This window comes from Pseudarthrobacter sp. NPDC092439 (assembly GCF_044754945.1).
Taxonomy (GTDB): domain Bacteria; phylum Actinomycetota; class Actinomycetes; order Actinomycetales; family Micrococcaceae; genus Arthrobacter.
In genome coordinates, this window is record NZ_JBIVQB010000001.1 from 703,917 (window position 1) to 730,295 (window position 26,379).

Sequence of the window (26,379 nt, forward strand, 5' to 3'; positions counted from 1 at the left end):
CAGCCTAGACCCTAGAACGATTGCCGGGGCATGGCCCGTTCGTACTGGGGCGGCCAGGGAAGGTCATGTCCCAGTTCAAACGCGGCGCGGAGCCACCAGTGCGGATCGCGCAGCGCCGCCCGTGCAATGAGGACAGCGTCGGCCTGGCCGGTGGCCACGGCATGCTCAGCCTGGTCCGGCGAGGTCAGCAGGCCCACGGTTCCCGTGGGCACCTGCGCCTGGCTACGGATGTCGGCGGCGAATCCGGTCTGGTACCCCGGGCCCGGCTTGATCTGCTGGTGCGCCACCAGTCCCCCGCTGGAGACGTCGATCAGGTCCACACCGCGGTCCACAGCCTCCCGCGCCAGGCGCACCGAAGCGGCGAGGTCCACGCCGCCGGCCGCCCAGTCGGTCGCGGAAATCCGCAGGAGGAGCGGCATGGAATCGGGAATGGCGCCGCGCACCGCATCCACCACGGCGAGCATGAGCCGGTTGCGGCCGGCTTCGTCGCCGCCCCAGCTGTCCTCGCGCGTGTTGCTCAGCGGGCTCTGGAACTGGTGCAGGAGGTAGCCGTGCGCACCGTGGATCTCGACGGTGTCGAACCCGGCGTCCACCGCGCGGCGGGCGGAGGCGGCGAAGTCCGCAATGACCTGGCGGATCTGGTCCTCCGTCATGGCGGCAGGTGCGGCGTAGCCGTCAAACGCCACCGGTGACGGCCCCACGGTGGCCCATCCGCCGTCGGCCGTTTCCACTGTGCCCCGGCGGCCGGAGAAGGGCCAGTAGGCCGATGCCTTCCTGCCCGCGTGGGCCAGCTGGACGCCGGTCCGGACACCGGCGGTACCGTGCCGGTGGACGAAAGCGGTGATGCGCTGCCACCCTTCCTGCTGCGCATCGTTGTAAAGGCCTGTGTCGCGCGGGCTGATCCTGCCCTCCGGATTGACCGCCGTCGCTTCGGTCAGGATCAGTGCCGCCCCGCCGGCGGCGAAGGATCCCAGATGCATAAGGTGCCAGTCGTTGGGCACCCCGGGCGCTTCAGGATCGTCGCAGCTGTACTGGCACATCGGGGAAACCCAGCCCCGGTGCGGGACCTCAAGGCCGCGCAGTGTCAGCGGCTGAAACAGCGCCGGCACTAGAACAGGACCCGGGCCAGCGCCTGGCGGGCCTTGGCCACCCTCTCGTCGCCGGTGCCCACCACATCGAAAAGTTCAAGCAGGCGGACCCGGGCAGTCTCCCGTTCCGGCCCGAAGTTCCGGCCGATGAAGGCAACCAGTCGGTTAAGGGCGTCTTCGACATGCCCGCCGGCCACGTCGAGGTCCGCCACCGCCAGCTGCGCCTCCAGGTTGTCCGGCTCATTTGCGGCCTGCGTCCGCACGGCTTCGCTGTCCTGGGCCGAAAGCGGCTGCAACCTGGCCATCAGCTCAACCTGCGCCAGGCCGGCCTTGGCCTCGTGGTCCGATGGCATCTCGTTGAGCGCCTGCCGGTAGGCATCGGCGGCTGCGGCGTAATCGCCGGCCTCGATCGCGTCAAAGGCGGCCTGGTGGAGCGGCGGCAGCGGCGCAGGGCCGGCATCGCGCGGCTCGCCCCCGCCCAGGCTGCCGGTGACGCCGTTGGCGGCCGCCACCTTGAGCAGTTCATCGAAGAGGGCCCGGACCTGCTGCTCGTCGGCGCTCCCCTGGAACAGCGGGACCGGCTGGCCCTTCAGCACCGCAACGGCCGTGGGCACAGCCTGCACCTGGAAGGCCTGGGCCAGCTGGGGAAAGGCGTCAATGTCCGCGGTGCCCAGCACCAGGCGGCCGCCATAGCCGGCCACCAGGCGCTCCAGGGTGTCCACCACTGCCGCAGACTCCGGCGAGTAGGCAGCCCACAGCGCGAAGACGACGGGGACCTGCGCGGACAGCTCCACCAGTTGCTGGAAATTGCCCTCGGTGACGGCCACGGTCAGTTCGGGGTTGCCCTGGGCTGCGGGGGCGTCCTGGGTCGCCGGACTGCCCGGAGCACCGCCGGGGGCCGGCGCTGCAGGCGGGGCGGGGCGTTTCAGGGAGGAAAGGTCGACGGCGCCGCGCAGGTTAACCAGATTGGCAGCGGCAGGAGGGACTGGGCGGGAAGCTGGCGAACTCATGCTTTCCACTCTAGCCACTCCGGCCGCTGCCGGAAGTACTGCGCGCGGGTAGGGGCCTACTTGAAGCTGGCACCCACCAGGCCGCGGGTTGCGGCCACCAGTTTCATCGGATCCGCCGAACCGGCCGGTGGAACATAGACAGCCACCGATTCGGCGAAGGTGAGCACCATGCCGGTGGTGGTTTCCGTGCCGCCGGCCAGCGCGGCGGCGTCGCTGCCGATAGTGAGTTTGTCCCCCTCGGCCTTGGGTGTGCCCTGGAAACCGAAGTTAATCCTGCCCAGCACCAGTGCGCCGCCGTCCGAGGTGCGGAACACCACGGTGCTGCCCGGAACCACCTTGTGCGTGAAGGTGAAGTTGCCGTTGGTTCCTGCCTTGGCCACCTCGGCCTGGTAGGAGAGCGTGTCCGCGATGTACGGCGAGGAGTTGCCTTCCACCAGCTTGGACTTGAAAGCGGAGTTGGACTTGGTGAGGCGGTCCGCCAGACCGGCCATGGCCTCGGCCCCGCTGTAGAGCAGGCCGGACTTGTCATCCGCTGCCAGCGTGTCTGTTCCTTCACGGCTGATGGAGGGGAACGTGGCTCCGGGCTGCAGGGGCGTGGTTTCCACGAGCTTGTAGTTTTCGCGCGGGGAAGCCTGGACAAGTGTCAGCAGCTGCGGAACCACATTTCCGTCACCCTGGGTGACCGCAAGGACGGAGCGCGGCCAGTCACGGTCGGTGGTCACCACCGTGGTGAGGAGCTTGGTGGCCCGGACGGGCATCCTGGCCGCATACGTGCCCACCTTGGAACGGATCTTGTAGTTCTGGGTGCGGACCTCCAGCTCGGTGCCCGCCACCCGGCTGGCCAGCTTGCCTGCGTTCTTTGCGGCGTCCGCGGCCTCAACAGCACTGGAAACCTGCTCCAGGATGCGGCGGAACTGCGTGTCCAGGAGGACCGGCGATGCCGCGCCGGGTCCGCCCGGGGAAGTTTCGGCGGACGAGGCGCCCCCGGTGGGTTCGGGGCTCGGGCTGGCCGCGTGGGCCACCGGCGCGGAGAGTGCGATGAGGAAGGCGGCCAGGCCGGCAGCCACCAGGCTGAGCCCGGACGCCTGCCCGGACCGGGCCTTGGCCTTCGCCTCGCTGCGGGCGCGGGCCTTCCGGGCAAAGCCGCCGCCGAAGCCCCTGCCGCCGCCGCGGACCGCTGCCGCACCGGCGAGGGCGATGAAGATGCCGGCCAGGATGAGCAGACCGCCCAGGATCATGAGCGGGATGGCCCACGGGGTGGAAGTGTCGTTGGGAAAGGTTACCGAAACCTTGGACGGAGCCGGCTTGGTTCCGTCGGAGGCCAGCAGGAGCGACCAGTCGCCGTCCGCAGGCGGCGTCCAGGAGTATTCCAGCTCCCCGCTGGCGTTCTCGGTGGCCACCCAGAGGTCTGAAGCTGCGGGGTTCGGCGCAGCGGCTTCGCCGTCGGCGTGCTCCACCTGCAGTTCCTTGCCGTCTTCGGAGACCCCCGTGACGGTATTGTGGGCCGTCTTTCCCACCCAGGCTTCGACGTCGTCCGGCCGGCCGGCTGCAAGCAGGAAGCTGCCGTCGCCTTCGATGTTGATGGTGGGCGTGCCGCCGTGAAGCGTACGCAGCCCTTGGTCAATGACCGTCAGGGGAGCTTCGGCGGAGCCCCCGGGCAGGGACGCCGTAAACGTCTCGGCGGGTGCCCAGATGGTTCTCTGGCCGATACCGGCCAAAAGTGTCAGGAGGCCGAGCAGCACGAGTGCGGCTGCAGTCTTTAAACGCAAGGGAAACACCTATCATCAGCGGGGGTTTACCTTCAATAGTAACCGTTTTGTTACCAGCCCCGCGGATTGCGGCGGCGGGCCGGGTCCTGCGGCCCGGTCGACAAGGCTGCTGATAGTGTTTGCGAAGATCAACACACCGGCCCGCCCACGCGGTGCCACGCACGGAACGGGCCCCAGAATTCAGTGACTGACAAGACGGACGGCGGCCCCGCGTCAGCGGGACAACCGGGCGGGAACCACGCCCCCGGCACCGGCCCCTCCGCAACGCCGGATTCCGCAGCCGGGGCAGCCCCTGCGCAGGCGACCCAGAGCCAGGTTTCGCAGAGCCGGGCGGCCGGGCTCCCTGGTTCCGCGGCGGGCCCCGGCGCCGCACGGCCTGGTTCCGCGGCGGGCCCCGGCGCCGCACGGCGGAAATTCTCGGCTGCGGCCGGCCTGGGTATGGTCATGCGCCGGCTTCGCCAGCCGCTGCCTGGCGCCCAGCCCAGGCTGCGGTTCGAAATGCCTCCGGAAGCGCAGCATAACGGCAGCAGCGAAGTCGGGGATCCGGAGCAACTGGAACCCCGGTTTGGCGACCTTGGCCCGAGGATGTCCCCGCAGCATCCCTTGTACATGGGTTTCATGGGCACGGTGGGCGTCGGCCTGGCGCTGCTGGTCTACTGGATAGGATCGAACACCACACAGCTGCTGCTGTGGATCGTTGCCGCCCTCTTTATCGCGCTGGGCCTGGAACCGGTGGTTAGCTGGCTCGAAGGCCGCAGGATCCCGCGGCCGGCGGGCATCCTCGTATCCGTCACCGTCCTGGTGGGCGCCGTCGTCGGATTCTTTGCCACACTGATACCCACCATCGTGGAGCAGGTGAGCGAAATCGTGGAGCAGGCACCCCTGTGGATCCGCGACTTCATCGATTCCGACTTCTTCCGGAGCCTGGACGACCAGTTCGGCGTGCGGGAACGGGTCACCGAGGAGCTGGACAAGTTCGTCAACGATCCCGCCGCCATGGGCGGCATCTTCGGCGGCGTGGTGGGTTTCGGATCAACCGTGGCCAATGGGCTGTTCGGCGCCCTGATCGTCCTGGTGCTCAGCCTCTACTTCCTGGCGGCGCTGCCGGCGATGAAGAAGTGGGGCTACCGGCTGGCGCCGCGTTCCCGCCGGGACCGCGTGGAGGCCCTCTCCGAGGAAATCACCCGCTCCGTGGGCAACTACGTGATGGGCCAGGCCATCGTGGCCCTGCTCAACGCCACGTTCGCATTCATCGTGATGTCCATCGTGGGCATACCGTTCGCCCTGCTGCTGGGCTTCGTCGTGGCACTGCTGGCATTCATTCCCCTGGTGGGCGGGGTAATTGCCGGGGTGGTGGTGGTGCTGGTGTCCCTGACTGAGGGGTGGCAAAGCGCAGCAGTTTACGCAATCGCCTACTTCGCCTACCTGCAGTTCGAGGCGTACTTCATCTCCCCGCGCATCATGCAGAAAGCCGTGGCGGTTCCCGGCGCTGTGGCGGTGATCTCGGTAATCGCCGGCGGCAGCCTCCTTGGGGTCCTGGGCGCGCTGATCGCGATCCCCACCGCCGCGGCAGCGCTGCTCCTCATCCGGGAAATCTTCATCGTGCGCCAGGACAAGCACTGACCGCTCCGGGCAGGAACCGGGACAGGCCCCCGCCAGGGCAAGCACCGGCCCGTCCCGGACGGCCGGTCTGCACTGCTAGGCCGTTGCGGCTGCAACCGGCCCGTTCCACTCCTGGGGAAGCCCGCCCGGGGCCCCTCCGGGAACCACAGTGTCCACGATTTCCTTCAACGCGCGCGAGGCCTGCTTCTCCCCCACCCAAAGGTGCTTTGCCCCGTCAACACCCACGACACGGGCCTGCGGCACGAGGCTGAACCGCGAGGCGGCTTCGGCCGGCTGCAGGTAGTCGTCGTGCTCCGGGACCACCACGGTCAGCGGCTTGCCCGACTCGGCCCACTGCACCAGGTTCTTGTCCGTCGCGCGGTGCAGGGGCGGGGACAACAGCACCGCACCCTCCACCTGCTGCGCCACGGGGTCCACGGCACCGTACATCAGGGCCAGTTCAGTCCCAAAGGACCAGCCCACCAGCCAGCGGTTGGGAAGGCCGCGGTCCGCGGCGAAAGCCGCCGCCGCCTCAACGTCGTACCGTTCACCGATCCCCTCCTCGAACGAGCCGCTGCTGGTGCCCCGCGGCGAGGAGGTGCCGCGCGTGTTGAACCGCAGCACGGCCACGCCGGCCAGCGCGGGCAGGCGGTAGGACGCCTTCCGGAACACGTGCGAATCCATGAATCCGCCGTGGGTAGGCAGAGGGTGAAGGGTGATCAGCGTGGCTTTGGCCTCGCCCGATTCCGGCAGCGCGAGCTCGCCTACCAGGGTGTGTCCGTCCGCCGTGCGCAGTTCCACGTTCTCGCGCCGCGCCGGCAGGACCGTTGCGGCACGGATGGGCACTGGGCCCTCGGACTGGGTGAACGCGTACGACGCCGGATCAAAAGTCATGCCTGCAAGCTTAGCCAGTTTGGCACCGTCTTCGCCCGGGACCGGGTCAGGCGGCGCGGGCGCACGCATGCGGCAGGTTCCCGGCACGGACTCTACCGGTAGCGGTAGCTGCGGGTCATCCAGCAGTTGGTGTGCCAGTGGCGGCGCTCTGCCAATCCGGCGGCTGCCCCAAAGAGGTGGTCGTCCTTCCACACCACCAGGTGCGCCACGCCGGGAAGGACCGCGGTGGAACATTCCGGGCAGATGTACGTCTTCTCAGCGTTCCGGGCGGTCATGGTCCGGACCATCCACTCACCGTCCGGCGCGCTTTCACGGCGGGCAATACCGGCGCGGGCCCGCTCCAGATCGAGTTCCGGCACCTCCCCGCCGCCCCTCTTGCCTGCACCCCTGGCACCGCCGGGGTGCAGGCCCTTCCCGGAGACCGGACGGCGGGGGCGGTTGGAGCGCGGCATGGTTCCATTCTGCCCGACGCAGGCGGCGTCCGGGGCCAGCGCCTGCACCCGCAGACGGTAGTCTGTACGGCGTGCGACTCGTGATTGCTAAATGTTCCGTTGACTACGTCGGCCGGCTCAAAGCCCACCTTCCCCTTGCCACCAGGCTGCTGCTGGTCAAGGCGGACGGCTCCGTCCTGGTCCACTCCGACGGCGGTTCCTACAAGCCCCTGAACTGGATGAGTCCACCGGCGACCCTGCGCGTCATCTCTCCGGACGAGGTGGACCTGGAACTGGGTGTCGTGGAGCAGTGGACGGTCCAGTCGGCCAAGACCGACGACCGCCTCATCATCAACATCCACGAGAAACTGGATGAGTCCTCGCACGACCTCGGCGTGGACCCGGGCCTGATCAAGGACGGAGTGGAAGCGGACCTCCAGCGCCTCCTTGCCGAACAGATCGAGACGCTGGGCTCGGGTTATTCGCTGATCCGCAGGGAATACTTCACGGCCATCGGCCCGGTGGACATCCTGGCCCGGGATGCGGATGGCGGCACCGTGGCCATCGAACTCAAGCGCCGCGGCGATATCGACGGCGTGGAGCAGCTCACCCGGTACCTTGAACTGCTGAACCGCGACCCCCTCCTGGCTCCGGTCCGGGGCATCTTTGCGGCCCAGCAAATCAAGCCCCAGGCGAAGGTATTGGCGACTGACCGCGGAATTGATTGCGTCACGCTGGACTATGACGCAATGCGCGGCGTGGACGACAGCGAATCCCGGCTCTTCTGAGCGCCTGCAAGCGATAGTGCCCACGCGGTTAACCCGTTTTTTACCAAAATTTGCGTTTTTGGCCTCTCCGGGCCGTTGACCTGCGGGAATGGGCATGAAATTCTTGAAGCAGTCTTTGTGTAGGTGTTTTTCATGCTCGCAAGACATGTTGCGAGCGCGAAGCTCCTGCAGCACCGGCCCTGTCGAGGGCGGGTAAGCCAGGATTCTTCTCGCGGAGTGACCAAGCCCGGTGCGAGGTGTGCCGGTCTTAAACAAGTTCCAAATGAGGAGAAATACATGGCACAGGGAACCGTGAAGTGGTTTAACGCAGAAAAGGGCTTCGGCTTCATTACTCCGGACGACTCAGATGGTGACGTATTTGTTCACTACTCCGAGATCCAGACCGGTGGATTCAAGACCCTCGACGAGAACCAGCGCGTTCAGTTCGAAATCGGCCAGGGCGCCAAGGGCCCCCAGGCCACCGGCGTGACGCTGGTCTAGTCTCCCCCGCCGACGGGCCGCACGCAGGTCCGCAGCGACAAATGATCCCCGGCGACACCGCCGGGGATCATTTTTTTATCCCGGAATCTTCTAACCGTGGGCGGGTTCGCCGGTCCTTCGATGGTCCGCGAGGTTGATGGCTTCCTGGATCAGCCGCAGCAGGTGCCCGTCATGGAGGGAGTAGATGACGCGGCGGCCGTCCTTCCTGGCATCCACCAGTCCGCTGAGCCGCAGCTTTGCCAGATGCTGGCTCACCACGGTCCGCGGCACTGCGGCGACATCCACGAGCTGCGTTACGGATTGCGGCCCCTGCGCCAGCTGCCACAGAAGCTGCAGCCTGGTGGGTTCGGCCAGCATGCGCAACGTGCCCGCGGCACCTTCCAACAACTGGGCATCGGGAGTGACGGCGTGGAAAAGGGAGGGCTGGTCGGTGCTTCCGCCGTTACCCGTCCCGCCCGCGCCCGGTTCGCTGCCCTGCACTGTGGTCCTCCTCTGCTGCGTTTCCGGCTCCAGTATTCCCGGTACCAATCTGCCTCGCTCCAGCGCGCCCGGCTCCGGTGTGCCCGGCTCCGGTGTGCCCGGCTCCGCCGGTCTGGCCGGGCCAGGCGGCGAACGCCCCCGCAGTGCCCAGTGCCGCGACGATTGTCAGTGCCGTCGCAGCAACACCCAGGCCGGCGGCAGCGCCAAGCCATCCCGCCAGCGGATAGGCCACGATATAGCAGGCATGGGAAAGCGAAAACTGCGCCGTGAAGACGTAGGGGCGCGTCTGCTCCGTCGATGCCCCACGCAGCAACCGCGCGGAGGGCGTCAGGATGGTCGAGATGCCCGCCCCCAGCAGGAACCACAGGGCAGGCAGCCACCACCAATCCTGCCCGGGCCCGGCACGGGAGGTGGCCAGGAACGTCACTGCGGTGGCACCGGCCAGGACCAGCGGGACCAAACCTGCTCCCGCGAGCATCACTGCGCGGTCCCCGAAGCGCGCCAACAGCCCGGGCGCCGAGAGTGCCACGAGCATGGATCCGACGCCGAAACAGGCCAGCACGAGGGCCAGGTCCGTCTCCGGGCGCCGCAACACCTCCCGCACATAGACCACGGAGTTCACCAGGACCAGCGCGGTGGGAGCTGCCGCCACCATGTTCAGCGCCAACAGCGGGCGCAGCCTGCCGTCCCGCCAGAAGAGCAGCACTCCCAGCGTGGTGCGCTGCCATAGCGAACCGGCCGCGGGCGGGGCGGCGTCCGGCTTTGGCAGGACCGTCACGGCAACCAGGCCCGCGGAGAGCAGGAAGCCAGCCACCGTGCCCAGGAAGAGATTGTTGTAGCTGACCTGGGTCAGGAGCAATGCCGCCACCGCAGGGCTGGCGAGTGCCTCCAGGTCGTACGCAAGCCGGGACAACGACAGCGCCCGGGTATAGTCCTGTTCCTCCTTCAGCACGCTGGGAATCAGCGCCTGGAAGGTCGGCGTGAAAGTGGCCGACGCAGACTGCAGCAGGAAGATGACTGCGTAGATCTGCCAGGCTTCGGTGATGAACGGCAGGCTTAACGCCATGCCTGCCCGCACGAGGTCAGCGCCGATCAGCACCGGCTTCCTGGGCAGGCGCGCCACCAGCGCGTTCACTACCGGGGCGAAACCCACGTAGGCCAGCATCTTGATGGTCAGCGCCGTGCCCAGGACCGCACCGGCGTTGCTGCCCGCAATGTCGAACGCCAACAGGCCCAGCGCGACCGTCAGCAGGCCCGTCCCCAGAAGGGCCACCACCTGGGCGGAGAACAGCCTCCGGTACGTCGTGTTCCGCAATACCGCCAACATCGGACCCTCCATCAAGTGCACATGTGCATCTTCATGCACTGAATTGTAGCGCGGGCCTGACTCCCAAGCGGGGGCGGCGCCGCTACCGCACGAGGGTGCGCAGCAGGCGTGCGCCTTGCCCGAATGAGAGCCCGGGCAGGTAGGCGCGGGTCAGGGCCCGCCCGATCGCAGGCAGGTGCAGGGGGTCCTGGTAGTAAAGGTAAAGGGAACGGTACTCCGGCTTGAACCTCGATTTAAAGGCCGCCAGCGAGCGGAAGCCATACACCGGTTCCAGGGCCTTGCCCACCACGTCCAGGATCCGCACCAGGTTCTCCTGGCCGCCGTCGCCCGAACCTTCTTCGGCGCCGTTGCCGGACGCGCCGCCAGAATCCGCGACGCCGGAACCGGTTCCGCCGTCGGTCCTTGCCGTTCTCTGCGTGGCCGCCGGCGCGCCTTCCACGGCTGCCAGGCCATGCATGCCTGCGGCGCCCTCTGGCCGGCGGGCCAGCGGCGAGCCGGACAGCGAGATGGTGTCCACCGACCCGCGCAACTCCACCACGGCGCACGCGATCAGGAACTCCATCACTCCCGGGAATGCTCCGGCGCCCCGGCGCATGACATCCAGCGTGCGGCTGACCAGCCTCCCGCCGTCGTACACGGGAAGCCAGCTGGTAACCCCGTGGACGGCGCCGTCCGGATCAACAGCCAGGCAGCACAGGATTTCCGGGTCGTCCAGTTCGTCGACGCCGCCCAGGGTAAAGCCCATCTCCGGCACCTTCTTGCCGGCAGCCCACTCCTCGGAGACCTCGTCAAGGCGGGCCCGCAGTCCTGGAGGAAGTTCGCGGTAGGGCGCCCATACGGACCGGATGCCCAGCTTCGCGGCGCGGTTCTGCGCCGTCCTGACGTTCTGCCACTCCTTGCCCTTGAACTCCAGGTTGCGGATGTCCAGCCTGGTCTCCTGCGCCACCTCCACCCGCGCGAAGCCGCGGCCGCTCAGGGCCGGCCAGATCTCCTCGCCGCAGGAGTAAAGCGCCGGTACCAGGGCATGCTCACGGCAATAGGCAAGGAAACCTTCCAGGGACCGCTGCCGGTGCCCGGACGGTCCGAACGGATCGCCCAGCGTCAGCGCGACGCTGCCGTGCTGCTGGAACGCGACGGCGCCGTTTTCCCCGGGACTGAACCAGTAGGAGTTGGGCTCCCACAGAGCCATCCAGGACAGCGGTCCTCCGCCCTGGCGCAGCAGGCGCCGCGCTTTGGCGCGCTCTTCCTGTCCCGCATCCTGGGAGCGGTGGCTGCCGCGCAAGGCCAACCACACAGCCACCAACGCAACGCACCAGAACACTGGTCCCGCCGCGGCGAACAGCACGGCCTCGGCGCCGCTCCGGCCGGCAAAGACGTCCTGATAATGCTGCGGCAGTGGAACGGGCAGATACTGCCGGGCCAACTCCGCGAAGAGCCCCGAAACGCTTTGGTCCCGCTGCCGGCCGCCCGGGGCGGACCACGCGGCGGTGTAGGAGCCGGCCAGCAACAGCCAGGTTCCGCCTGTTGCCGCGCCCAGTTTCCGCCGGACAGCGGGCGGCGTTCCTACGCGAAAGTGGCGCCGGTTCAGCCAGAGCACGCCCGCCAGCAGCAGCGGAGCCAGGGCAACCGGCAACAGGTGGACGGCTGCGGTGCCGGGCGGTCCACCCCGGACGCCAGCCGGCGCCGGAACATCCGCGAACATGGCCAGATACACGACGGCGAGTGCGGCCACCGACAGCTGGACCGCCAGGACGATGTTGAGCGCCAGCCTCCGGCCACGGCGCATGGCATCCGCGCAAATGAGCAGCAAAGCAACCGGCACCACGGACAGGGCAAGGCCCAGCGGATCCCCGAACCCTGCGGTTCCGCGCTCAAGGCAGGCTGTGCCCTCGGCAGTTCCGCAGCCGGCTGCAAGCTGTCCCAGCGTGGGGACCGGGCTGAGGACGATGTCACGGAGCAGGGCCAGCGGTCCCCTGGGTGCCCGCGCAACCCCCGTGAGGATGGGCCCGACCGCAAACACGGCCACGGTGAGAGCCAGGAGGTTCCGCGTTTCCCTGCCCGTGGAGTGGTGGCGCCGTGGCTGGCCGTCGCCGCTTTGAATCCACCAGCCTGCCGCCAGGCCGAGCAGCGCACCCATCAGGCCCACCACCGTTTCAGGGTGGCCGACGTAGAGAACCAGCAGCAGAGAACCGGCCAGCACCGCGGCGCGGAGCCGGCGCTGCCACAGCACCGGAAGGCGGGCACTGGCGGCCAGCCCCGCCGTCAGGACCGGCGCATAGGGACCAATCAGCGTCCCGTCCGCCATGTTCCCGAGCCAGCTGTCGCCTGCATGCCCCGCCACCTGCGTCAACAGCAGGAAGAGCGTCACCGCAGCGAATTGCCCGCCGAAGAAAAGCACCGCTGCGGCTGGCGTGCCCAGTTTCCGCTCAGCAGGGCCCAACAGGAACAGGAGCATAACCGACGCTGCCGCGTAGGCCAGCGGGTTTGTTGCAAAGAACAGGCTGGTAAACATGGACCACCAGTTCCCGGACCGGAGCCCGGATGCACTCACGCCGGCGATATCCTGCAGGCCCTGCGGTGGTCCGGCGAGGATACTGCCCGTCACCGCCCCCAGCCCCAGCAGCATCACGAGAACGGTCACCGTCAGCGGTGCCGAAGCCGCGGTCTGCCGGCTCCACTGTGCGGCCGTCCGGATCATGCCGCGCCACGCGGACGCGGGCTGCGGGTCCTGTTGCGACAGCGTCACGGGCCGATCCCCCACCGCCGGGCCAGCTGGCCCAGCGCGTCCGCGAAGCGCAGCGAGGAAGTATCCCACGAGTGGCCCGCGCCCTTGACCTCATGGGAATCGACGCTGAACCCGGCCCTCTCTGCGGCTGCGGTCAGCGTGTGCAGGTACCCGAGGAACTCGGGGTCTTCACTCCCGGCCGTGAGGTATGCAAGGCTGCCGTCGAATCTTTGCCGTTCCATGATGGCCAGCGGTGTCTGGCGGGTGAAGGCGTCCGGATCGCCCGGAAACGCTGCCTCGATGGTCCGGTTCCGATCCTTTGCCAGTGCCGGTTCGGCCTCGGCAGAGAATGCCAGGACGGCTGGGAAAAGCGCAGGATGCCGGGTGCCCAGCTGCAGCGCGCAGGTGCCGCCGAACGAGAAGCCGCCCACCGCCCACCGCCTGTGGTCCGTGTCCACGGCCAGGGTTGAGTGGATCCAGCCCACCACGTCCCTGCTCAGGAACGTATCAGCCTGCGCAATCCTGGTGTCCATGCACATGGTGTTGGCGGACTGGGAGCCGTTGGGATCCGGCACCACCACCACCGGGGCAACGCCGCGGTGCGAGGCGGCGAAAGCGTCCATGTGCTCCTGCAGCCTGCCGCCGGTCAGCCAGTCACCGGGCCCTCCGGGCTGGCCCGCCACCAGCACCAGGACTGGAAGCGCGGGACGGTTCTGCGCAAAGTAGGCCGGCGGCAGGTAGATGTAGGCGTCGCGGGTAGTCATGCCCGAGGCGGTGCCGGGAATAGCGGACCTGCGCAGGACTCCCCCGGCGGGAATCCTGCCTTGCGGCTGCCACCGGTGGAGGGCGGCGCCGTCGGACACTCCCGCTTCCCGCATCAGTGAGGGCTCCAGGGGCGGCACCCGGTCCGCTGCGCCACCTGCAAGGTCGGCCACCGAGCGGTTCAGCCCGTAAAAGGCGTTGACCTGGAGGGTGGCCATCAGGACCACCAGGAGGGCCGCCGCTGTGGCGGCGGCCCGGGCTCGTGGCCGGCTTTCGCGCCAGCGTGCTGCGGAGATAAAGCAAGCGGCTGCCGCAAGGACAACCCAGAGCAGTACGCGGTCAGCAATGTTGCCGGGAAAGACGGCAAAAACGTTGACCAGGAGCCAGTGCAGGGTTTCCACCAGCGCGAAGGCCCACGCTGCAGACCCCGCGACCCGGCAGGCCCAGCTCCAAAACCGGTCACCGCGGGAAGAAGACCGGCGGGCCGGGAGGGCGGAGGGAGAAAGCAGGTACGCCAGCGCGCCTGAACCGAGGAGAAAGGCAGACCACCAGAGCGGGCCGTCGGTAAGCCGGACGTCAAGGATCCAGTCCACGCGGGCTAGCGCCAGGTCCCCACGCCAATGACCGGGCCGGCTTCGAGCCACGAGGACAGGCCCGTATAGGCGTCGAATTTCATGGCCAGGTGGAGATCCTGGCCCTCATAGCGCAGATCAACAATCACGACGTCGGGCTGGACCTTCACGGCCTCGGCCTCCGTGGGTGCGCGGCGCCCCAGGAGTTCCAGGGAACTGCGCCTGAACCTGTGCTTGGGCCGGACGCTCAGCGAGAAGAGACGAAACCACTCGAGGTCATTGTCCTGATAACGACAAACCCCCATCTGCCAGCTGTTTCCAGCTGTGCAAATGGAGGCGTCCACCGTGCCGAGGGCACGCCGCAGATTGAAGCGGCGCACCCCCGAAAGGCACAGTGAAAATACCAGCAATCCAAAAATGACTGCCATGGCGATGAACGGAAGACTCGATGCGTCCATCAGGGTGTTGCTAGCGGATCCCAGCGGTAGCCGAGCCGCCCAGCTGGGCGTTGTCAGCAACAATAACCACCCGGTTGTTGTCGACGGAGAAGAATCCGCCGTCAACATCTACCGAAATACGGTCACCCGACACCGGCTGGATGGCCAATTCACCCTCGGCCAGGATCGCCAGCAGGGGCGAGTGGCCGGGCAGGATTCCGATTTCACCATCGCTGGTGCGGGCCTTGACCATCTTGGCCGCTCCGGACCACACGAAGTGGTCCGCTGCGACAATCTCAACCTCAAGCTCAGCCATATTACTTGGTCTGTTCCTGGATCTTGGCCCACTGGCGCTCAACGTCATCGAGGCCACCGACGTTGAAGAACGCCTGCTCCGCGATGTGGTCCAGCTCGCCGTCGCAGATGGCAGCGAAGCCTTCGACGGTGTCCTTGATGGAAACCGTGGAGCCCTCGACACCGGTGAACTGCTTGGCGGTGTAGGTGTTCTGCGACAGGAACTGCTGGATGCGGCGTGCACGCGACACGACGATCTTGTCCTCTTCGGAGAGTTCATCCACACCGAGGATGGCGATGATGTCCTGGAGTTCCTTGTTCTTCTGCAGGATCTGCTTCACACGGACGGCCGTGTTGTAGTGGTCCTTGCCGATGTACTGCGGGTCCAGGATTCGCGAGGTGGACGTCAGCGGGTCAACGGCCGGGTACAGACCACGGGAAGCGATTTCACGGGAGAGTTCCGTGGTCGCGTCCAGGTGTGCGAAGGTCGTTGCCGGAGCGGGGTCGGTGTAGTCATCTGCGGGAACGTAGATGGCCTGCATCGAGGTGATGGAGTGGCCCTTGGTGGACGTGATGCGCTCCTGCAGGAGGCCCATCTCATCAGCCAGGTTGGGCTGGTAACCCACGGCGGAGGGCATGCGGCCCAGCAGGGTGGACACCTCGGAACCTGCCTGGGTGAACCGGAAGATGTTGTCGATGAAGAGCAGCACGTCCTGGTTCTGGACATCGCGGAAGTACTCCGCCATGGTCAGTGCGGACAGGGCCACGCGCAGACGCGTTCCCGGCGGCTCATCCATCTGGCCGAACACAAGGGCGGTGTCCTTCAGGACGCCTGCCTCTTCCATTTCTACCCAGAGGTCGTTGCCCTCACGGGTACGCTCGCCCACACCGGCGAACACGGAAGTACCACCGAAGTTGCGGGCAACACGGGTGATCATTTCCTGGATGAGAACGGTCTTGCCCACGCCGGCGCCGCCGAAGAGGCCGATCTTTCCACCCTTGATGTACGGGGTGAGAAGGTCGATGACCTTGATGCCGGTTTCCAGCATCTCGGTGGAACCCTCGAGCGAAGCGAAGCTGGGTGCCTTGCGGTGGATGGGCCAGCGTTCGCTGACGTCCAGTTCCGACTCGGCAACGTCGAGGGGCTGGCCCAGGACGTTGAAGATGTGGCCCTTGACACCGTCGCCGACGGGCACGGAGATGGGGGCGCCGGTGTCTACCACGGAGGTGCCGCGGACGAGTCCGTCAGTAGCCTGCAGGGAGATGGCACGGACGAGGTTGTCACCCAGGTGCTGGGAGGTCTCGAACGTAATGGTCTTGGTCTCACCGTTGAGAGTAATCTCGGTGGTGAGGGCATGGTAGATCGACGGGATTGCGTCAGCCGGGAATTCGACGTCGACAACCGGGCCGATTACGCGCGCAATGCGGCCGGTGGCACCGGACGTTGCGGCTACGTTTTCGGTAGCAGTGGCAGTCATCTCTCTCACTTCACTCAGTAGATGGCGTGGGGTTAAGTTTATCTGTTGTGGTGCAGGTTCCGCGGGAACCGAGTCTGGTGCAGGCTAGGACGCGAGGGCGTCCGCACCGGCAACAATCTCGGACAGTTCCTGCGTAATTTCGGCCTGACGGGCCGTGTTGCGCAGACGCGTGTACTTCTTGATCAGTTCCGTGGCGTTGTCCCCGGCCGACTTCATCGCGCGCTGGCGGGCAGCCAGTTCGGACGCTGCAGCCTGCAGCATGGCTGCAAAGAGGCGCGATTCGATGTAGCGCGGCAGCAGTGCGTCCAGAACCTGCTCGGTTTCCGGCTCGAACTCGTACAGGGGCAGCAGGTCCGATTCGGAGGCTGCTTCCTCTTCCACGACTTCCAGCGGCAGGAGGCGGATGACCGTGGGCTCCTGGGTAACCATCGACTTGAAGCGGGTGTAGACAACGTGGATTTCGTCCACGCCTCCGTCCTCGAAGTCAGCGGCAAAGTCGGCCAGCAGTGCCTCGCCGATTTCACGGGCGGTGCCGAACTCCGGGGAGTCAGTGCCGCCGGTCCATACGCGGGCGTACTCGCGGTTCCGGAAGTCGAAGTAGGCCTGCGCCTTTCGACCCACGAGGTAGGTTTTGACTTCCTTGCCTTCAGCGTGGAGAAGCTCGTTGAGACCTTCCGCCTGCTTGAGCACACCGGCCGAGTAGGAACCAGCCAGGCCGCGGTCCGAGGTAAGTACCAGGACGGCGGCGCGGCGGATCTGCTCCGGCTCAGTAGTCAGCGGGTGGTCGATTTCGCTTTGGCTTGCGACAGCAGAAACGGCGCGCGTGATCGCGTTCGCGTAAGGCAGTGAAGCTGCTACGCGCGCACGGGCCTTCCCGATGCGCGAGGTAGCGATCAGTTCCATCGCCTTGAAGATCTTGCGCATCGACGTGGTCGAGCTGATCTTCTGGCGGTAGACCCGGATCTGGGCTCCCATACTTATCCTTTCCTAACATTCCGTAGCCGGGTGTGCCGGACCCATGGGGTCCCGGCACACCCGGCGGGCGGAACTAGCGCTTCTGCTTGACGATCTTTTCCTGGTCAACGTCGCCTTCGGAGATAGCATCATGCTCCTCGTGGCCGGCGCCTACCAGGTGGTTGTCACCCTCGCCGAAGAAACCCTTCTTGAAGTCGACGATGGCCGACTTCAAGGCTTCGACGGTGTCATCGTCCAGCACGTTGGTCTGCGCCAGCGTGGTCAGGATCGAGGACTTGTGCGCCAGGTGCTCCAGGAATTCGCTCTCGAAACGGCTGATGTCCTCAACCGGAACGTCATCCAGGTAGCCGTTGGTGCCGGCCCAGATGGAGACAACCTGGTTCTCGACCGGGAACGGCGAGTACTGGCCCTGCTTGAGAAGTTCCATCAGCCGCGCTCCACGGGTCAGCTGCTGGCGGGAAGCCGCGTCCAGATCCGAGGCGAACATGGCGAAAGCCTGCATGTCGCGGTACTGGGCGAGGTCCAGCTTCAACGTACCGGAGACCTTCTTCATGGACTTGACCTGCGCCGCACCACCCACGCGGGACACCGAAACACCCACGTCGACAGCAGGACGCTGGTTGGCGTTGAAGAGGTCCGACTGGAGGAAGATCTGGCCGTCGGTGATGGAGATGACGTTGGTCGGGATGTAGGCGGAAACGTCGTTCGCCTTGGTCTCGATCAGCGGCAGGCCCGTCATGGAACCGGCACCCAGTTCGTCAGACAGCTTTGCACAACGCTCCAGCAGGCGGGAGTGCAAGTAGAAGACGTCGCCCGGGTAGGCTTCGCGTCCCGGCGGGCGGCGGAGGAGCAGGGAGACCGCACGGTAGGCTTCAGCCTGCTTGGACAGGTCATCGAAGACAATGAGGACGTGCTTGCCGCCGTACATCCAGTGCTGGCCGATGGCCGAGCCGGCGTACGGAGCGAGGTACTTGAAGCCTGCGGGGTCGGAAGCAGGAGACGCCACGATGGTGGTGTACTCCAGTGCGCCGTTGTCCTCGAGGGTCTGGCGGATGGCGGCAATGGTGGACGCCTTCTGGCCGATTGCCACGTAGATGCAGCGAACCTGCTTGGTCACGTCGCCCGAAGCCCAGTTGGCCTTCTGGTTGATGATGGTGTCGATCGCGATGGCGGACTTACCGGTCTGGCGGTCACCAATGATCAGCTGGCGCTGTCCGCGGCCGATCGGGATCATGGCGTCGATAGCCTTGAGGCCGGTCTGCATCGGCTCGTGCACCGACTTGCGCTGGGTTACGCCCGGGGCCTGGAGTTCCAGCGCACGGGTGGTCTCAGCCTTGATCTCGCCGAGGTCGTCGATGGGCACGCCCAGCGGGTCGACCACGCGGCCAAGGAAGGCGTCACCGACGGGAACGGACAGAACCTGCCCGGTGCGGTGTACTTCCTGGCCTTCTTCGATCCCGGTGAAGTCACCGAGGATGATAACGCCGATTTCGCGGACGTCCAGGTTCTGGGCAAGGCCCAGGGTGCCGTCCTCGAAGCGCAGCAGCTCGTTCGCCATGACCGAGGGAAGGCCCTCAACACGGGCGATGCCGTCACTAGCGGTGGTTACGCGGCCGACCTCTACGCGCTCTGCGTTTCCGGGTTCGTAGGACGCCGCGAACTCGTTCAGCGCATTACGGACGTCGTCGGCGTTGATGGTCAATTCGGCCATCTGCAGTCCCTGCTCTCCTGTTTTGTGATCATCGTTGTCCACGATGACCGGGGTTTCTATCAGTTAGGTTGTGCGTGTCCGGCTAGCCGGCCAGCTGGCGTTGCAGCTCGCCCAGGCGGCTCAGCACCGAAGCGTCGAGCACTTCGTCACCGATCTGGACTCGGATACCGCCAATGAGCGACGGGTCAACGTTCACGTTGACCTTCAGCTCCCGGCCGTACATCGCATTCAGACCCGCCTCGAGGCGTTCCAGCTGCGTCGGCGTCAAGGGGCGGGTCACGCTGACCGTTGCAATCCAGCGCTGCTGGCGCTTTGCTGCAAGCTCGGCGAACCGTTCCACAAGCCGCGTGGGCTTGATGCCGCGGGGCTGAGTGACAGCCTGGACGATGAGGACCTTGGCTTCCTCACTGGCTCCGGGTACCAATTTCTCGGCCAGCGATGCCTTTGCTGCACCACTTGCCTGCGGCTCGGACAGAGCACGTTGTACCTCGTGGCTGGAGGCAACAGTCTGGTTGAAGGAGAACAGATCGTTCTCCAGCTCTTCCAGGCCGGAGATTCCGGAGGCAGAAACGGCCGACTTGTTTTCAGCAACGGAAATGACCACCGTTGCGGCAAGAGTCTCGAGTGCATCGCCGATATCCCGCGCCGATGCCCAGCGTGAACTGGCCAGTCCGCCCGCGATCTCTGCAGCATCAGCGGAGACTTTCCCGCCAACCAGCTGCTTGACCAGCGCCGACTTTTCGTCACCGTTGCGGGACGGGTCAGTCAGGGCACGGCGCAAGCCAGCCGAGCTGTCCACCATTCCCAGAATTCCGAAGAGTTCCTTTGCCAGCTGCAGCGACGCCGTGGGAAGTTTTGCTTCCAGCGCGGCCAGGGCTGTTGCCAGCGATTCGCTCGATACGCCTGCCATTACTTAGCTGCACCTGCGTTCTGGGACTCCAGATCTGCCAGGAAGCGGTCCACTACCCGCGCTGCACGCTCGTCGTCGGACAGTGCTTCGCCAACGATGCGGCCGGCCAGGGTGGTGGCCAGCGTGCCGACCTCGGAACGCAGGGACACAACTGCGGCCTGGCGCTCCGATTCGATCTGCGCGTGGGCCTGGGCCGTGATGCGGGCAGACTCAGCGGCCGCCTTTTCCTTGAGATCCGCGAGGATCTGTGCACCTTCGGCGCGGGCTTCCTCACGGATGCGGTTGGCTTCGGTGCGGGCGTCGGTCAGCTGCTGCTTGTACTCTTCGAGTGCAGCAGACGCCTCAGCCTGGGCCTTTTCAGCCTTCGCGATGCCGCCTTCGATAGCCTCGGCGCGCTCTGCGAAGGTCTTCTCGAACATCGGGACAACGAACTTGACCACGATGAACATGAGGATGGCGAAGCCCACGAGGGTAACGCCCATTTCCCAGAGGTTGGGCATCAGGGGGTTAACTTCGCCCTCAGCGGCGGCTGAGATGATCAGCTGATTCATATTTCACCCGTCCTTTTCTACTCGGTTTTGAAAGTTCGCTTCGCTCTAAGGACTAGAGAACGAAGGCGAAGACCAGACCGAGGATGGCGAGGGCTTCGGTCAGTGCAAGGCCGAGGAATGCGATCGGCTGCAGGACGCGCTGTGCCTCAGGCTGACGGGCGACGCCGTTGATGTAGGCAGCGAATACCAGACCAACACCGATACCACCGCCGATTGCGGAGAGACCGTAACCTACGAGGTTGAGATTGCCTTCCATTTTTCTTCCTTTCAAGATGCCATCTGTGTGGCAGGTTGTTTGGGTTGCTCTATCCCCGTGAGGGGAAGCTTAGGTGTGCCTAGTGGCTGTCGGCGTGGAGTGCGCCTTCGATGTAGATCGCGGTCAGCAGGGTAAAGACATAGGCCTGCAGGACCATGATCAGGGCTTCAAGCATGTACATGGCGATGGCACCGGCGAGGACCAGGAGCGAGGTTCCCTTGAGCAGGATGTTCTCCTGCATCACAAGGAACTCGATACCGGAACCGGCGATCATCACGATCAGGTGGCCGGCCAGCATGGTGGCGAACAGACGGAGGCTGTGCGTCACGGGCCGGACCAGGAAGTTGGAGATGATCTCGATCGGGATAACGATCGGCAGGATGAACCACGGGACACCCGAGGGAACGGTGGCCAGCTTGAAGTAGCGCAGGCCGTTCTTCTTGACACCGATGGCGATCCAGGTGAAGTAGACCAGGCCGGCCAGCACGTAGGCGCCGCCCACGTGCGAGAAGGTGGGCAGCTGGAACAGCGGAATGGCGCCGTAGATGTTGTTCACCAGGATGAAGAAGAACAGGCTGAACAGCAGCGGGACATACTTGATGAAGTCCCTGCCGCCGATGATGTCCTTGGCGATGCCGTTGCGGACGAAGCCATAGGCGGCTTCGCCGGCGAACTGGAGCTTGCCGGGTACCAGCTGCTGCTTGCGTGCGGCGAGCACGAAGAAGACGGCGATAAAGACGACAGAAAGGAGGACCAGCAGCATCTGCTTGGAGAATCCCTCTGCGGCACCCCACGGCAGGATTGCCGGCAAATGCATTTCGTTAATACCAGGAGGAGTGAACTCTCCTGAATCTTGGGCCGGGAGCGCAAGCGCGATCAACGCGTTTCCTCTCTGCAGTGTCCATCATTGGGCGTTGGGCGGGGTCCGGCAGCCTGAAGGCCTGCTGTTTCCCCTGTGAAATTATTTGGCATTAGTGTCGCCGTCCGTGGACGGCCCGCTGGCAGCATGACGTTCCCCAGCTTTTTGTCGAGAACTGGTGAGGCCATGCATGTGGGAAAGGTAAAAACCTCCGACGGCTCCAAGCAGAGCGCCTGCGAGCACAATCCAGCGCGTTCCCCACAGATAATCCAGCCCCCACCCTATCAAACTCCAGACGATGATTCCGCCAATGATGTAGCTGAAGACAGCCATTCCGGCGTTGTATCCGCCGTCAGAGCTGTCGCTGGATACACCCGGGGCGGAGGGGCCCGTTCGGCGCGCGGCGGAGCCGCCGTCGCGGTGGTTCTTGCGGTCACGCATCGGGGCTGTCCTTGCTGTGCGGGTCGTTGTAGATCTGGAGGCGGGCCTTGCTGAAGCCGTACATCTCCGCCGCCTGCCACAGGATGACGGCTGAGACGGCGCCGGCGACAAACCAGGTGCTTTCCAGCCAGGCAGGCTGGCCGACGGCGAACAGCACGGCAGCGAAGCCCACCACCTTGATGAAGTACATGGCGACAAACACCCCGATCGCACCGGACGGGTTGTTTCGTCCCACCACGTGGCCGGCCAGCAGGCTGATGCCGAAGAAGAGCATGACCAGGAGTCCGCCTGCCGCGCTGGACAGGATGGCTTCGGGTCCTGCCAGCAGCCAGCCCGCAACGGCGCACACCACCAGTCCTGCGGCTGACGCCACCGAACTGAGCTTGAGGAGGTGCAGCCACAGCGACGCCGTGGGACCGGATGCGCCGACGCGTCCGCTGCCGGAGGCAGGTCCGGGGTCGGCGTTGGCGGTCATGAGATCCCAATCGTCGGCGTCTGATGGCAGGGAGCCACCAGGCTGGTAAAGGAGGGGGCAGCTTTATGGCTGCCCCTGAATTCTACATGAGATAGAAATTATTTGGGAACCGGTCATGCCCGTGCGTCATCGCCCCGCCTTACCACGTACGGCCACGCGGTCACGAGGCCCATGACAAGGGTCGCGGAGATGTCCACCACCAGCACTACCTGCCAGGGGAAGACCGCAAACGCGAGGCCTCCGAAGGACAGAATCGCGGTCCAGAGGTACATGAGGACGACGGCGGTGCGGTGCGAGTAGCCGATGTCCAGCAGCTTGTGGTGGAGGTGCCCGCGGTCCGCCGACCAGGGCGACCGGCCGCGGGCGGTGCGGCGGACCACCGCGAGCCCCAGGTCCAGCAGCGGCAGGAACAGGACGGCGAACGGCAGCAGGATGGGGATGATGGTGGAAATACCGTTGGCCCGGTCATAAAGGCCGGAGGTGATCTGCCCGGTGGACACCACGCCGGCGGAAGCCATCAGCAGGCCGATCAGCATGGCCCCGGAGTCCCCCATGAAGATCTTGGACGGGAACCAGTTGTGCGGCAGGAAACCCAGGCACGCGCCTACCAGGACGGCGGTGAGCAGCGTCGCCAGGTCCGAATAGTCCAGCAGTACGGCGTTGCGGTGGACCCAGTAGGCAGTGAAGAAGAAGGCCGTCCCGCCGATGACGGCCACGCCGGCCGCCAGCCCGTCCAGGCCGTCGATGAAGTTGAAGGCGTTCATGGTGACGACGATCAGGCCCGCCGTCAGCACCACCCGCAGTGTCTCGTTCTCGAGGTGGATCGGCTCGGGCACCCACGGGACAATGGTCATCTGGACGCCCCACAACGCCACCGTGAAGCCTGCAATGCTCTGGCCGATCAGTTTCACCCACCAGCGGATGTCCAGGAGGTCGTCCGCGACGCCCACCAGGACGATCACGGCAGCACCGGCCAGGACACCCCACGGCGAAAAATTGTTGCGGTAGATGTCCTTGACGAAGAAGGACTGGCTGGCCACCACCAGCGCCACCATCACGCCCAGGAACATGGCCACCCCGCCCAGCCGGGATACCGGCGTCGAATGCATGTCGCGGCTGCGGATGGGCAGGTGGAGTTCCATCCGCCGCCCCACCACACGGGCAGCCCAGGTGGCGGCATAGGACACTACCGCGGCGGTCAGCCCCATGAGGAGGTACATGATCATGGCGTACGGGCCGTTTCAGCAGGAGCTTCGCTGCGGGAAGGCTGCAGCCGGACGGTCAACCGGCCTTGCATAGGAGGGCTCACTGGCAGGGAATCTGTTCGTTGATAAATGAAACTTCTCCGTCGCCGAGCGCGCAGCAGGCCCGCGGTTTTTCCTATACGCGCGGCCTTACAGGGCTGTATTACAGTGGACTCTAGTCAAAGATACTAGCGCCAACGGCTCCATGGCTTCGCGCAACACGGGCGCACTCCCACCGGGGACATCCCTGACAGCCATGCTGAAAGGACCCCATGACACCCCCCGTAGCAGTCGCCGCCGTAACGTTCAACCGGCCCAAGGAACTTGCGGTGCTCCTGCGCGCCATCAATGCCCAGACGGCGCCCGTGGAAACCATTTGCCTCGTGGACAGCGGGACCGCCCCTGCGCGGGAGGTTGCCGCCGGGCACGCCAACGTTGACTACATCCGTTCGGAGGCGAACCTCGGCGGCGCCGGTGGTTTCGCCCTGGCCGCGTTGAAGGCGGTGGCCAGCGGAGCGCGGTGGATCTGGATGATGGACGACGACGCCGAACCGGCCGATCCGGAATGCCTCGCCACGCTGATCCGCGAGGCTGAGGCACGCGACCTTGAGGCGGTGGTCCCCCTTGTTACGGCTCCCGGGCATCCGGACCGGCTCTCCTTCTTCTTCCGCCTGGACGGCAAGGTCACGCACAGCCGCGCGGACGTCGAGAAGCTGGGATTCCTCCCAGACAACGGACATTTCTTCAACGGCGCCCTGATCCGTTCGGACGTGTTCTTCAAGGTGGGGCTGCCGGACATGCGGCTGTTTATCCGCGGCGACGAAGTGGACTTCACCATCCGGCTGCGGCGGGCAGGCGTCAGGTTCGGCACCGTCACCACCACAGCCATCACCCATCCGCACGCCTTCACCGAGACACAGCACGTCTATGGTGCGCGGTGGCACGTGATCGTGCCGGATTCCGCGTTCAAGCGCCACTACTACTACCGCAACCGCGGCTACCTGATCCGGCGCTACTTCCGCGTGAAGTCCCTGGTTGCGGACGTGGGCGGCTACTTGGGCTACTTCGTGCAGCGCCGTGACTTGGCCGGGCTCACCGCGTGGGCGAAGTCCTTCGGGGCCGGCCTGCGCGGGAAGGGCTTCGGACCGCTGGAGGACCAGAAGTTCTAGGCGAATTGGCCGGGAACCCGGCAGTGCCGCGCTCCCGCAGTACAGTGCCAGGCCCTACGGCACCGGTCCGCCGGGCCCCAGCTCATCCCCTCCTGAGCCGCCGGCGCGCCAGCAGCCAGAGCAGGACCCAGGGTTCGCCAAAGACCCGGTAAGCCACACGGCGGGGATGGAGCAGCAGCCGCCACGCCCATTCCAGGCCAAGCCGGCCAAGCCAGCGCGGAGCCAGTTTCTGGACACCGGCGAGCTGCTCGATGGCTCCCCCCACGGCGCAGTACACCGCCGGCGGCAAGGAGCCGAGCCTTCTCTGCAGCACTTCTTCCTGCAGCGGCATACCCAGGCCCAGGAGGACCAGTTGCGGCTGCTCGCGCTGGAGCCACTGCACGGCTTCCTGTTCCACGGCACTGTTCCACCCGGCGCCCGGAAAACCGGAGACGCGGGCGCCGGGGACGATGGCCTGCAGCCTGCGGACCGCACCGGCGTTCGCTTCCGCCCCGGCGCCCACCACAGCGATACGTTCCAGTCCTGCCACCTGCCCTAGGGCCGGCAGCCAGTCGTTGGTGCCCAGCCGATAGTCCATCACCGGCCCCTCGGCATCGCCGGTCCGGCCCCACAGCCACAGCAGCGGCGCACCGTCCAGGAGGACCACATCGCTTCGGTCGTAGAAACTGCGGAAAGCCGGATCCGAATGGGCAAGGGTCACGCTGTGCAGGTTGTGGCCCAGCACGGTGCGGGTGCCGCCTTCCCGAACGAACCGGCCCAGTTCCACCATCAGCTCAGGGACCCTGAGCGGGGTTGCGTCGACGTCCAGGACCGGGACCTGCCGGCGCTTTGGCGCCATCAGGCGTCTGTGGCCGCGGCGGAGTCTCCACTGGCGGCGGAGGGGCCATCCGAAACCGGCGCGCCGTCGTCGTCCGCGGGACTGCCATCGGCGGAAAGCCTGCCGTCGGGAACGGGCATGGCAGCATCCTCCGCCGGGGCAGCCTCGCCCAGCCCAAGCACTCCGGGGACCTGCTCACGCAGCTGCTCCAGGCTGACGGCGCCCTGGCGTACGACGCGCAGCACCGGGCCGGTGGCATCCACGATGGTGGACGGGACGGCGTCGCTGCCTTCGAGCGGCCGGAAGCCGCCCTCAAGGTAGACCTCCACAGACTCCGCGAGCTGTTCACGGGCCTCCGCACCGGTCTGCGCCGCGGGCCGGCCGGTGCGGTTGGCCGAGGAGACCGCCAGTGGACCGGTGAGGGTCAGCAGTTCCTGGGCGATCTCGTCGGCAGGCATGCGCAGGGCAACCGTGCCCTTTGTTTCGCCGAGGTCCCAGTCCAGGGAGGGCTGCGCGTGGAGGATCAGGGTCAGGCCACCGGGCCAGAAGGCCTCCGCGAGCTTCCGCGCATCGGCGGACACGTCTGTGGCCAGCCCATCCAGCGCGTTGATCCGCGGAATCAGGACCGGCGGCGGCATGGCGCGGCTGCGTCCCTTGGAGGCGAGAAGCAGAGTGACGGCCTGCGGCGAGAAGGCATCGGCGGCGATTCCGTACACCGTATCCGTGGGAAAAACGACGCACTTGTTCTCGCTGATGGCTCGCTGGGCGTGCTCCAGTCCCTCGGCGAGCTGTTCGGTGCTGGTGCAGTTATACGTTGTGGTCACTGGCCTATTC

27 protein-coding genes are annotated in these 26,379 nt (G+C 66.2%); 4 read left to right on the plus strand and 23 right to left on the minus strand.

What is annotated here, in order from left to right:
* Positions 1-11 precede the first annotated feature (11 nt).
* From ACIQCM_RS03315 to ACIQCM_RS03325, 3 genes are read right to left on the minus strand one after another with little or no spacing between them, the layout of a single operon-like run.
* Positions 12-1,109: an NADH:flavin oxidoreductase/NADH oxidase gene (locus tag ACIQCM_RS03315; protein WP_400603313.1), complete on the minus strand. Its 1,098-nt coding sequence runs from the start codon at positions 1,107-1,109 to the stop codon at positions 12-14.
* Positions 1,109-2,098 carry a co-chaperone YbbN gene (locus ACIQCM_RS03320; RefSeq protein ID WP_400603311.1) on the minus strand — a complete coding sequence of 330 codons (990 nt, stop codon included), beginning with the start codon at positions 2,096-2,098 and terminating at the stop codon, positions 1,109-1,111. Before ACIQCM_RS03320 ends, ACIQCM_RS03315 begins: the two co-directional genes overlap by 1 nt.
* A 56-nt stretch (positions 2,099-2,154) precedes the next feature.
* On the minus strand, positions 2,155-3,867 hold the full coding sequence (locus ACIQCM_RS03325) for a hypothetical protein (RefSeq protein ID WP_400603310.1): 1,713 nt from the start codon (positions 3,865-3,867) through the stop codon (positions 2,155-2,157).
* A gap of 438 nt (positions 3,868-4,305) precedes the next feature.
* Between ACIQCM_RS03325 and ACIQCM_RS03330 the strand changes: the two genes are divergently transcribed.
* Entirely contained in the window at positions 4,306-5,490 is a 1,185-nt protein-coding gene (locus tag ACIQCM_RS03330; protein ID WP_400604256.1) for an AI-2E family transporter, read from the plus strand.
* Between the two features lie 75 nt (positions 5,491-5,565).
* Here ACIQCM_RS03330 and ACIQCM_RS03335 read toward each other — a convergent pair whose 3' ends face one another.
* Both ACIQCM_RS03335 and ACIQCM_RS03340 read right to left on the minus strand, forming a co-directional pair.
* Complete coding sequence (locus ACIQCM_RS03335) at positions 5,566-6,363, minus strand: alpha/beta hydrolase (protein WP_400603309.1); 798 nt, start codon at positions 6,361-6,363, stop codon at positions 5,566-5,568.
* 92 nt (positions 6,364-6,455) lie between these two features.
* Positions 6,456-6,815 (minus strand): ATP/GTP-binding protein, encoded by a 360-nt coding sequence (locus ACIQCM_RS03340; RefSeq protein ID WP_400603308.1) that lies wholly within the window; start codon positions 6,813-6,815, stop codon positions 6,456-6,458.
* Between the two features lie 71 nt (positions 6,816-6,886).
* On the opposite strand from ACIQCM_RS03340, the gene nucS reads away from it, so the two are divergent.
* Both nucS and ACIQCM_RS03350 read left to right on the plus strand, forming a co-directional pair.
* Positions 6,887-7,582 carry an endonuclease NucS gene (gene nucS, locus ACIQCM_RS03345; protein WP_400603307.1) on the plus strand — a complete coding sequence of 232 codons (696 nt, stop codon included), beginning with the start codon at positions 6,887-6,889 and terminating at the stop codon, positions 7,580-7,582.
* 276 nt (positions 7,583-7,858) lie between these two features.
* Positions 7,859-8,062 (plus strand): cold-shock protein, encoded by a 204-nt coding sequence (locus tag ACIQCM_RS03350; protein ID WP_011692441.1) that lies wholly within the window; start codon positions 7,859-7,861, stop codon positions 8,060-8,062.
* Between the two features lie 90 nt (positions 8,063-8,152).
* Here ACIQCM_RS03350 and ACIQCM_RS03355 read toward each other — a convergent pair whose 3' ends face one another.
* From ACIQCM_RS03355 to ACIQCM_RS03430, 16 genes are all read right to left on the minus strand, one after another.
* Positions 8,153-8,542: an ArsR/SmtB family transcription factor gene (locus ACIQCM_RS03355; protein WP_400603306.1), complete on the minus strand. Its 390-nt coding sequence runs from the start codon at positions 8,540-8,542 to the stop codon at positions 8,153-8,155.
* Positions 8,505-9,869, minus strand: a complete 1,365-nt coding sequence (locus ACIQCM_RS03360; RefSeq protein ID WP_400603305.1) for an MFS transporter — start codon at positions 9,867-9,869, stop codon at positions 8,505-8,507. The genes ACIQCM_RS03355 and ACIQCM_RS03360 overlap by 38 nt, the downstream gene beginning before the upstream one ends.
* A gap of 82 nt (positions 9,870-9,951) precedes the next feature.
* Positions 9,952-12,567, minus strand: coding sequence for a bifunctional lysylphosphatidylglycerol flippase/synthetase MprF (locus ACIQCM_RS03365; RefSeq protein WP_400604254.1), 2,616 nt, complete (start codon positions 12,565-12,567; stop codon positions 9,952-9,954).
* Positions 12,568-12,611: 44 nt separating this feature from the next.
* A complete protein-coding gene (locus tag ACIQCM_RS03370; RefSeq protein ID WP_400603304.1) occupies positions 12,612-13,949 on the minus strand; it encodes an alpha/beta hydrolase in 1,338 nt (445 codons plus the stop codon).
* 5 nt (positions 13,950-13,954) lie between these two features.
* A complete protein-coding gene (locus tag ACIQCM_RS03375) occupies positions 13,955-14,386 on the minus strand; it encodes a DUF2550 domain-containing protein (protein ID WP_400603303.1) in 432 nt (143 codons plus the stop codon).
* A gap of 10 nt (positions 14,387-14,396) precedes the next feature.
* Positions 14,397-14,681 (minus strand): F0F1 ATP synthase subunit epsilon, encoded by a 285-nt coding sequence (locus ACIQCM_RS03380; RefSeq protein ID WP_400603302.1) that lies wholly within the window; start codon positions 14,679-14,681, stop codon positions 14,397-14,399.
* Position 14,682: 1 nt separating this feature from the next.
* Complete coding sequence (atpD, locus tag ACIQCM_RS03385; RefSeq protein WP_400603301.1) at positions 14,683-16,137, minus strand: F0F1 ATP synthase subunit beta; 1,455 nt, start codon at positions 16,135-16,137, stop codon at positions 14,683-14,685.
* Positions 16,138-16,221: 84 nt separating this feature from the next.
* On the minus strand, positions 16,222-17,112 hold the full coding sequence (locus ACIQCM_RS03390) for a F0F1 ATP synthase subunit gamma (protein WP_400603300.1): 891 nt from the start codon (positions 17,110-17,112) through the stop codon (positions 16,222-16,224).
* 73 nt (positions 17,113-17,185) lie between these two features.
* The gene (gene atpA / locus ACIQCM_RS03395) at positions 17,186-18,823 is read right to left on the minus strand and encodes a F0F1 ATP synthase subunit alpha (protein WP_400603299.1); all 1,638 of its coding nucleotides are present in this window, start codon (positions 18,821-18,823) and stop codon (positions 17,186-17,188) included.
* Positions 18,824-18,905: 82 nt separating this feature from the next.
* Entirely contained in the window at positions 18,906-19,733 is an 828-nt protein-coding gene (locus ACIQCM_RS03400; protein WP_400603298.1) for a F0F1 ATP synthase subunit delta, read from the minus strand.
* Complete coding sequence (locus ACIQCM_RS03405) at positions 19,733-20,284, minus strand: F0F1 ATP synthase subunit B (RefSeq protein ID WP_400603297.1); 552 nt, start codon at positions 20,282-20,284, stop codon at positions 19,733-19,735. Before ACIQCM_RS03405 ends, ACIQCM_RS03400 begins: the two co-directional genes overlap by 1 nt.
* Positions 20,285-20,336: 52 nt before the next feature.
* Positions 20,337-20,540, minus strand: coding sequence for an ATP synthase F0 subunit C (atpE, locus tag ACIQCM_RS03410; protein ID WP_009356484.1), 204 nt, complete (start codon positions 20,538-20,540; stop codon positions 20,337-20,339).
* A 79-nt stretch (positions 20,541-20,619) separates the two neighbouring features.
* The gene (atpB, locus tag ACIQCM_RS03415) at positions 20,620-21,420 is read right to left on the minus strand and encodes a F0F1 ATP synthase subunit A (protein WP_400603296.1); all 801 of its coding nucleotides are present in this window, start codon (positions 21,418-21,420) and stop codon (positions 20,620-20,622) included.
* 81 nt (positions 21,421-21,501) lie between these two features.
* On the minus strand, positions 21,502-21,840 hold the full coding sequence (locus ACIQCM_RS03420; RefSeq protein WP_400603295.1) for a hypothetical protein: 339 nt from the start codon (positions 21,838-21,840) through the stop codon (positions 21,502-21,504).
* Positions 21,833-22,315, minus strand: coding sequence for a hypothetical protein (locus tag ACIQCM_RS03425; protein ID WP_400603294.1), 483 nt, complete (start codon positions 22,313-22,315; stop codon positions 21,833-21,835). The genes ACIQCM_RS03420 and ACIQCM_RS03425 overlap by 8 nt, the downstream gene beginning before the upstream one ends.
* A 113-nt stretch (positions 22,316-22,428) precedes the next feature.
* Positions 22,429-23,541, minus strand: a complete 1,113-nt coding sequence (locus tag ACIQCM_RS03430; RefSeq protein ID WP_400603293.1) for an MraY family glycosyltransferase — start codon at positions 23,539-23,541, stop codon at positions 22,429-22,431.
* Positions 23,542-23,831: 290 nt separating this feature from the next.
* Here ACIQCM_RS03430 and ACIQCM_RS03435 point away from each other — a divergent pair, with 290 nt between their 5' ends.
* Complete coding sequence (locus tag ACIQCM_RS03435) at positions 23,832-24,728, plus strand: glycosyltransferase (protein WP_400603292.1); 897 nt, start codon at positions 23,832-23,834, stop codon at positions 24,726-24,728.
* 82 nt (positions 24,729-24,810) lie between these two features.
* Here ACIQCM_RS03435 and ACIQCM_RS03440 read toward each other — a convergent pair whose 3' ends face one another.
* Both ACIQCM_RS03440 and ACIQCM_RS03445 read right to left on the minus strand, forming a co-directional pair.
* A complete protein-coding gene (locus ACIQCM_RS03440; protein ID WP_400603291.1) occupies positions 24,811-25,566 on the minus strand; it encodes a WecB/TagA/CpsF family glycosyltransferase in 756 nt (251 codons plus the stop codon).
* Positions 25,566-26,369, minus strand: coding sequence for an L-threonylcarbamoyladenylate synthase (locus ACIQCM_RS03445; RefSeq protein WP_400603290.1), 804 nt, complete (start codon positions 26,367-26,369; stop codon positions 25,566-25,568). The genes ACIQCM_RS03440 and ACIQCM_RS03445 overlap by 1 nt, the downstream gene beginning before the upstream one ends.
* Positions 26,370-26,379 lie beyond the last annotated feature (10 nt).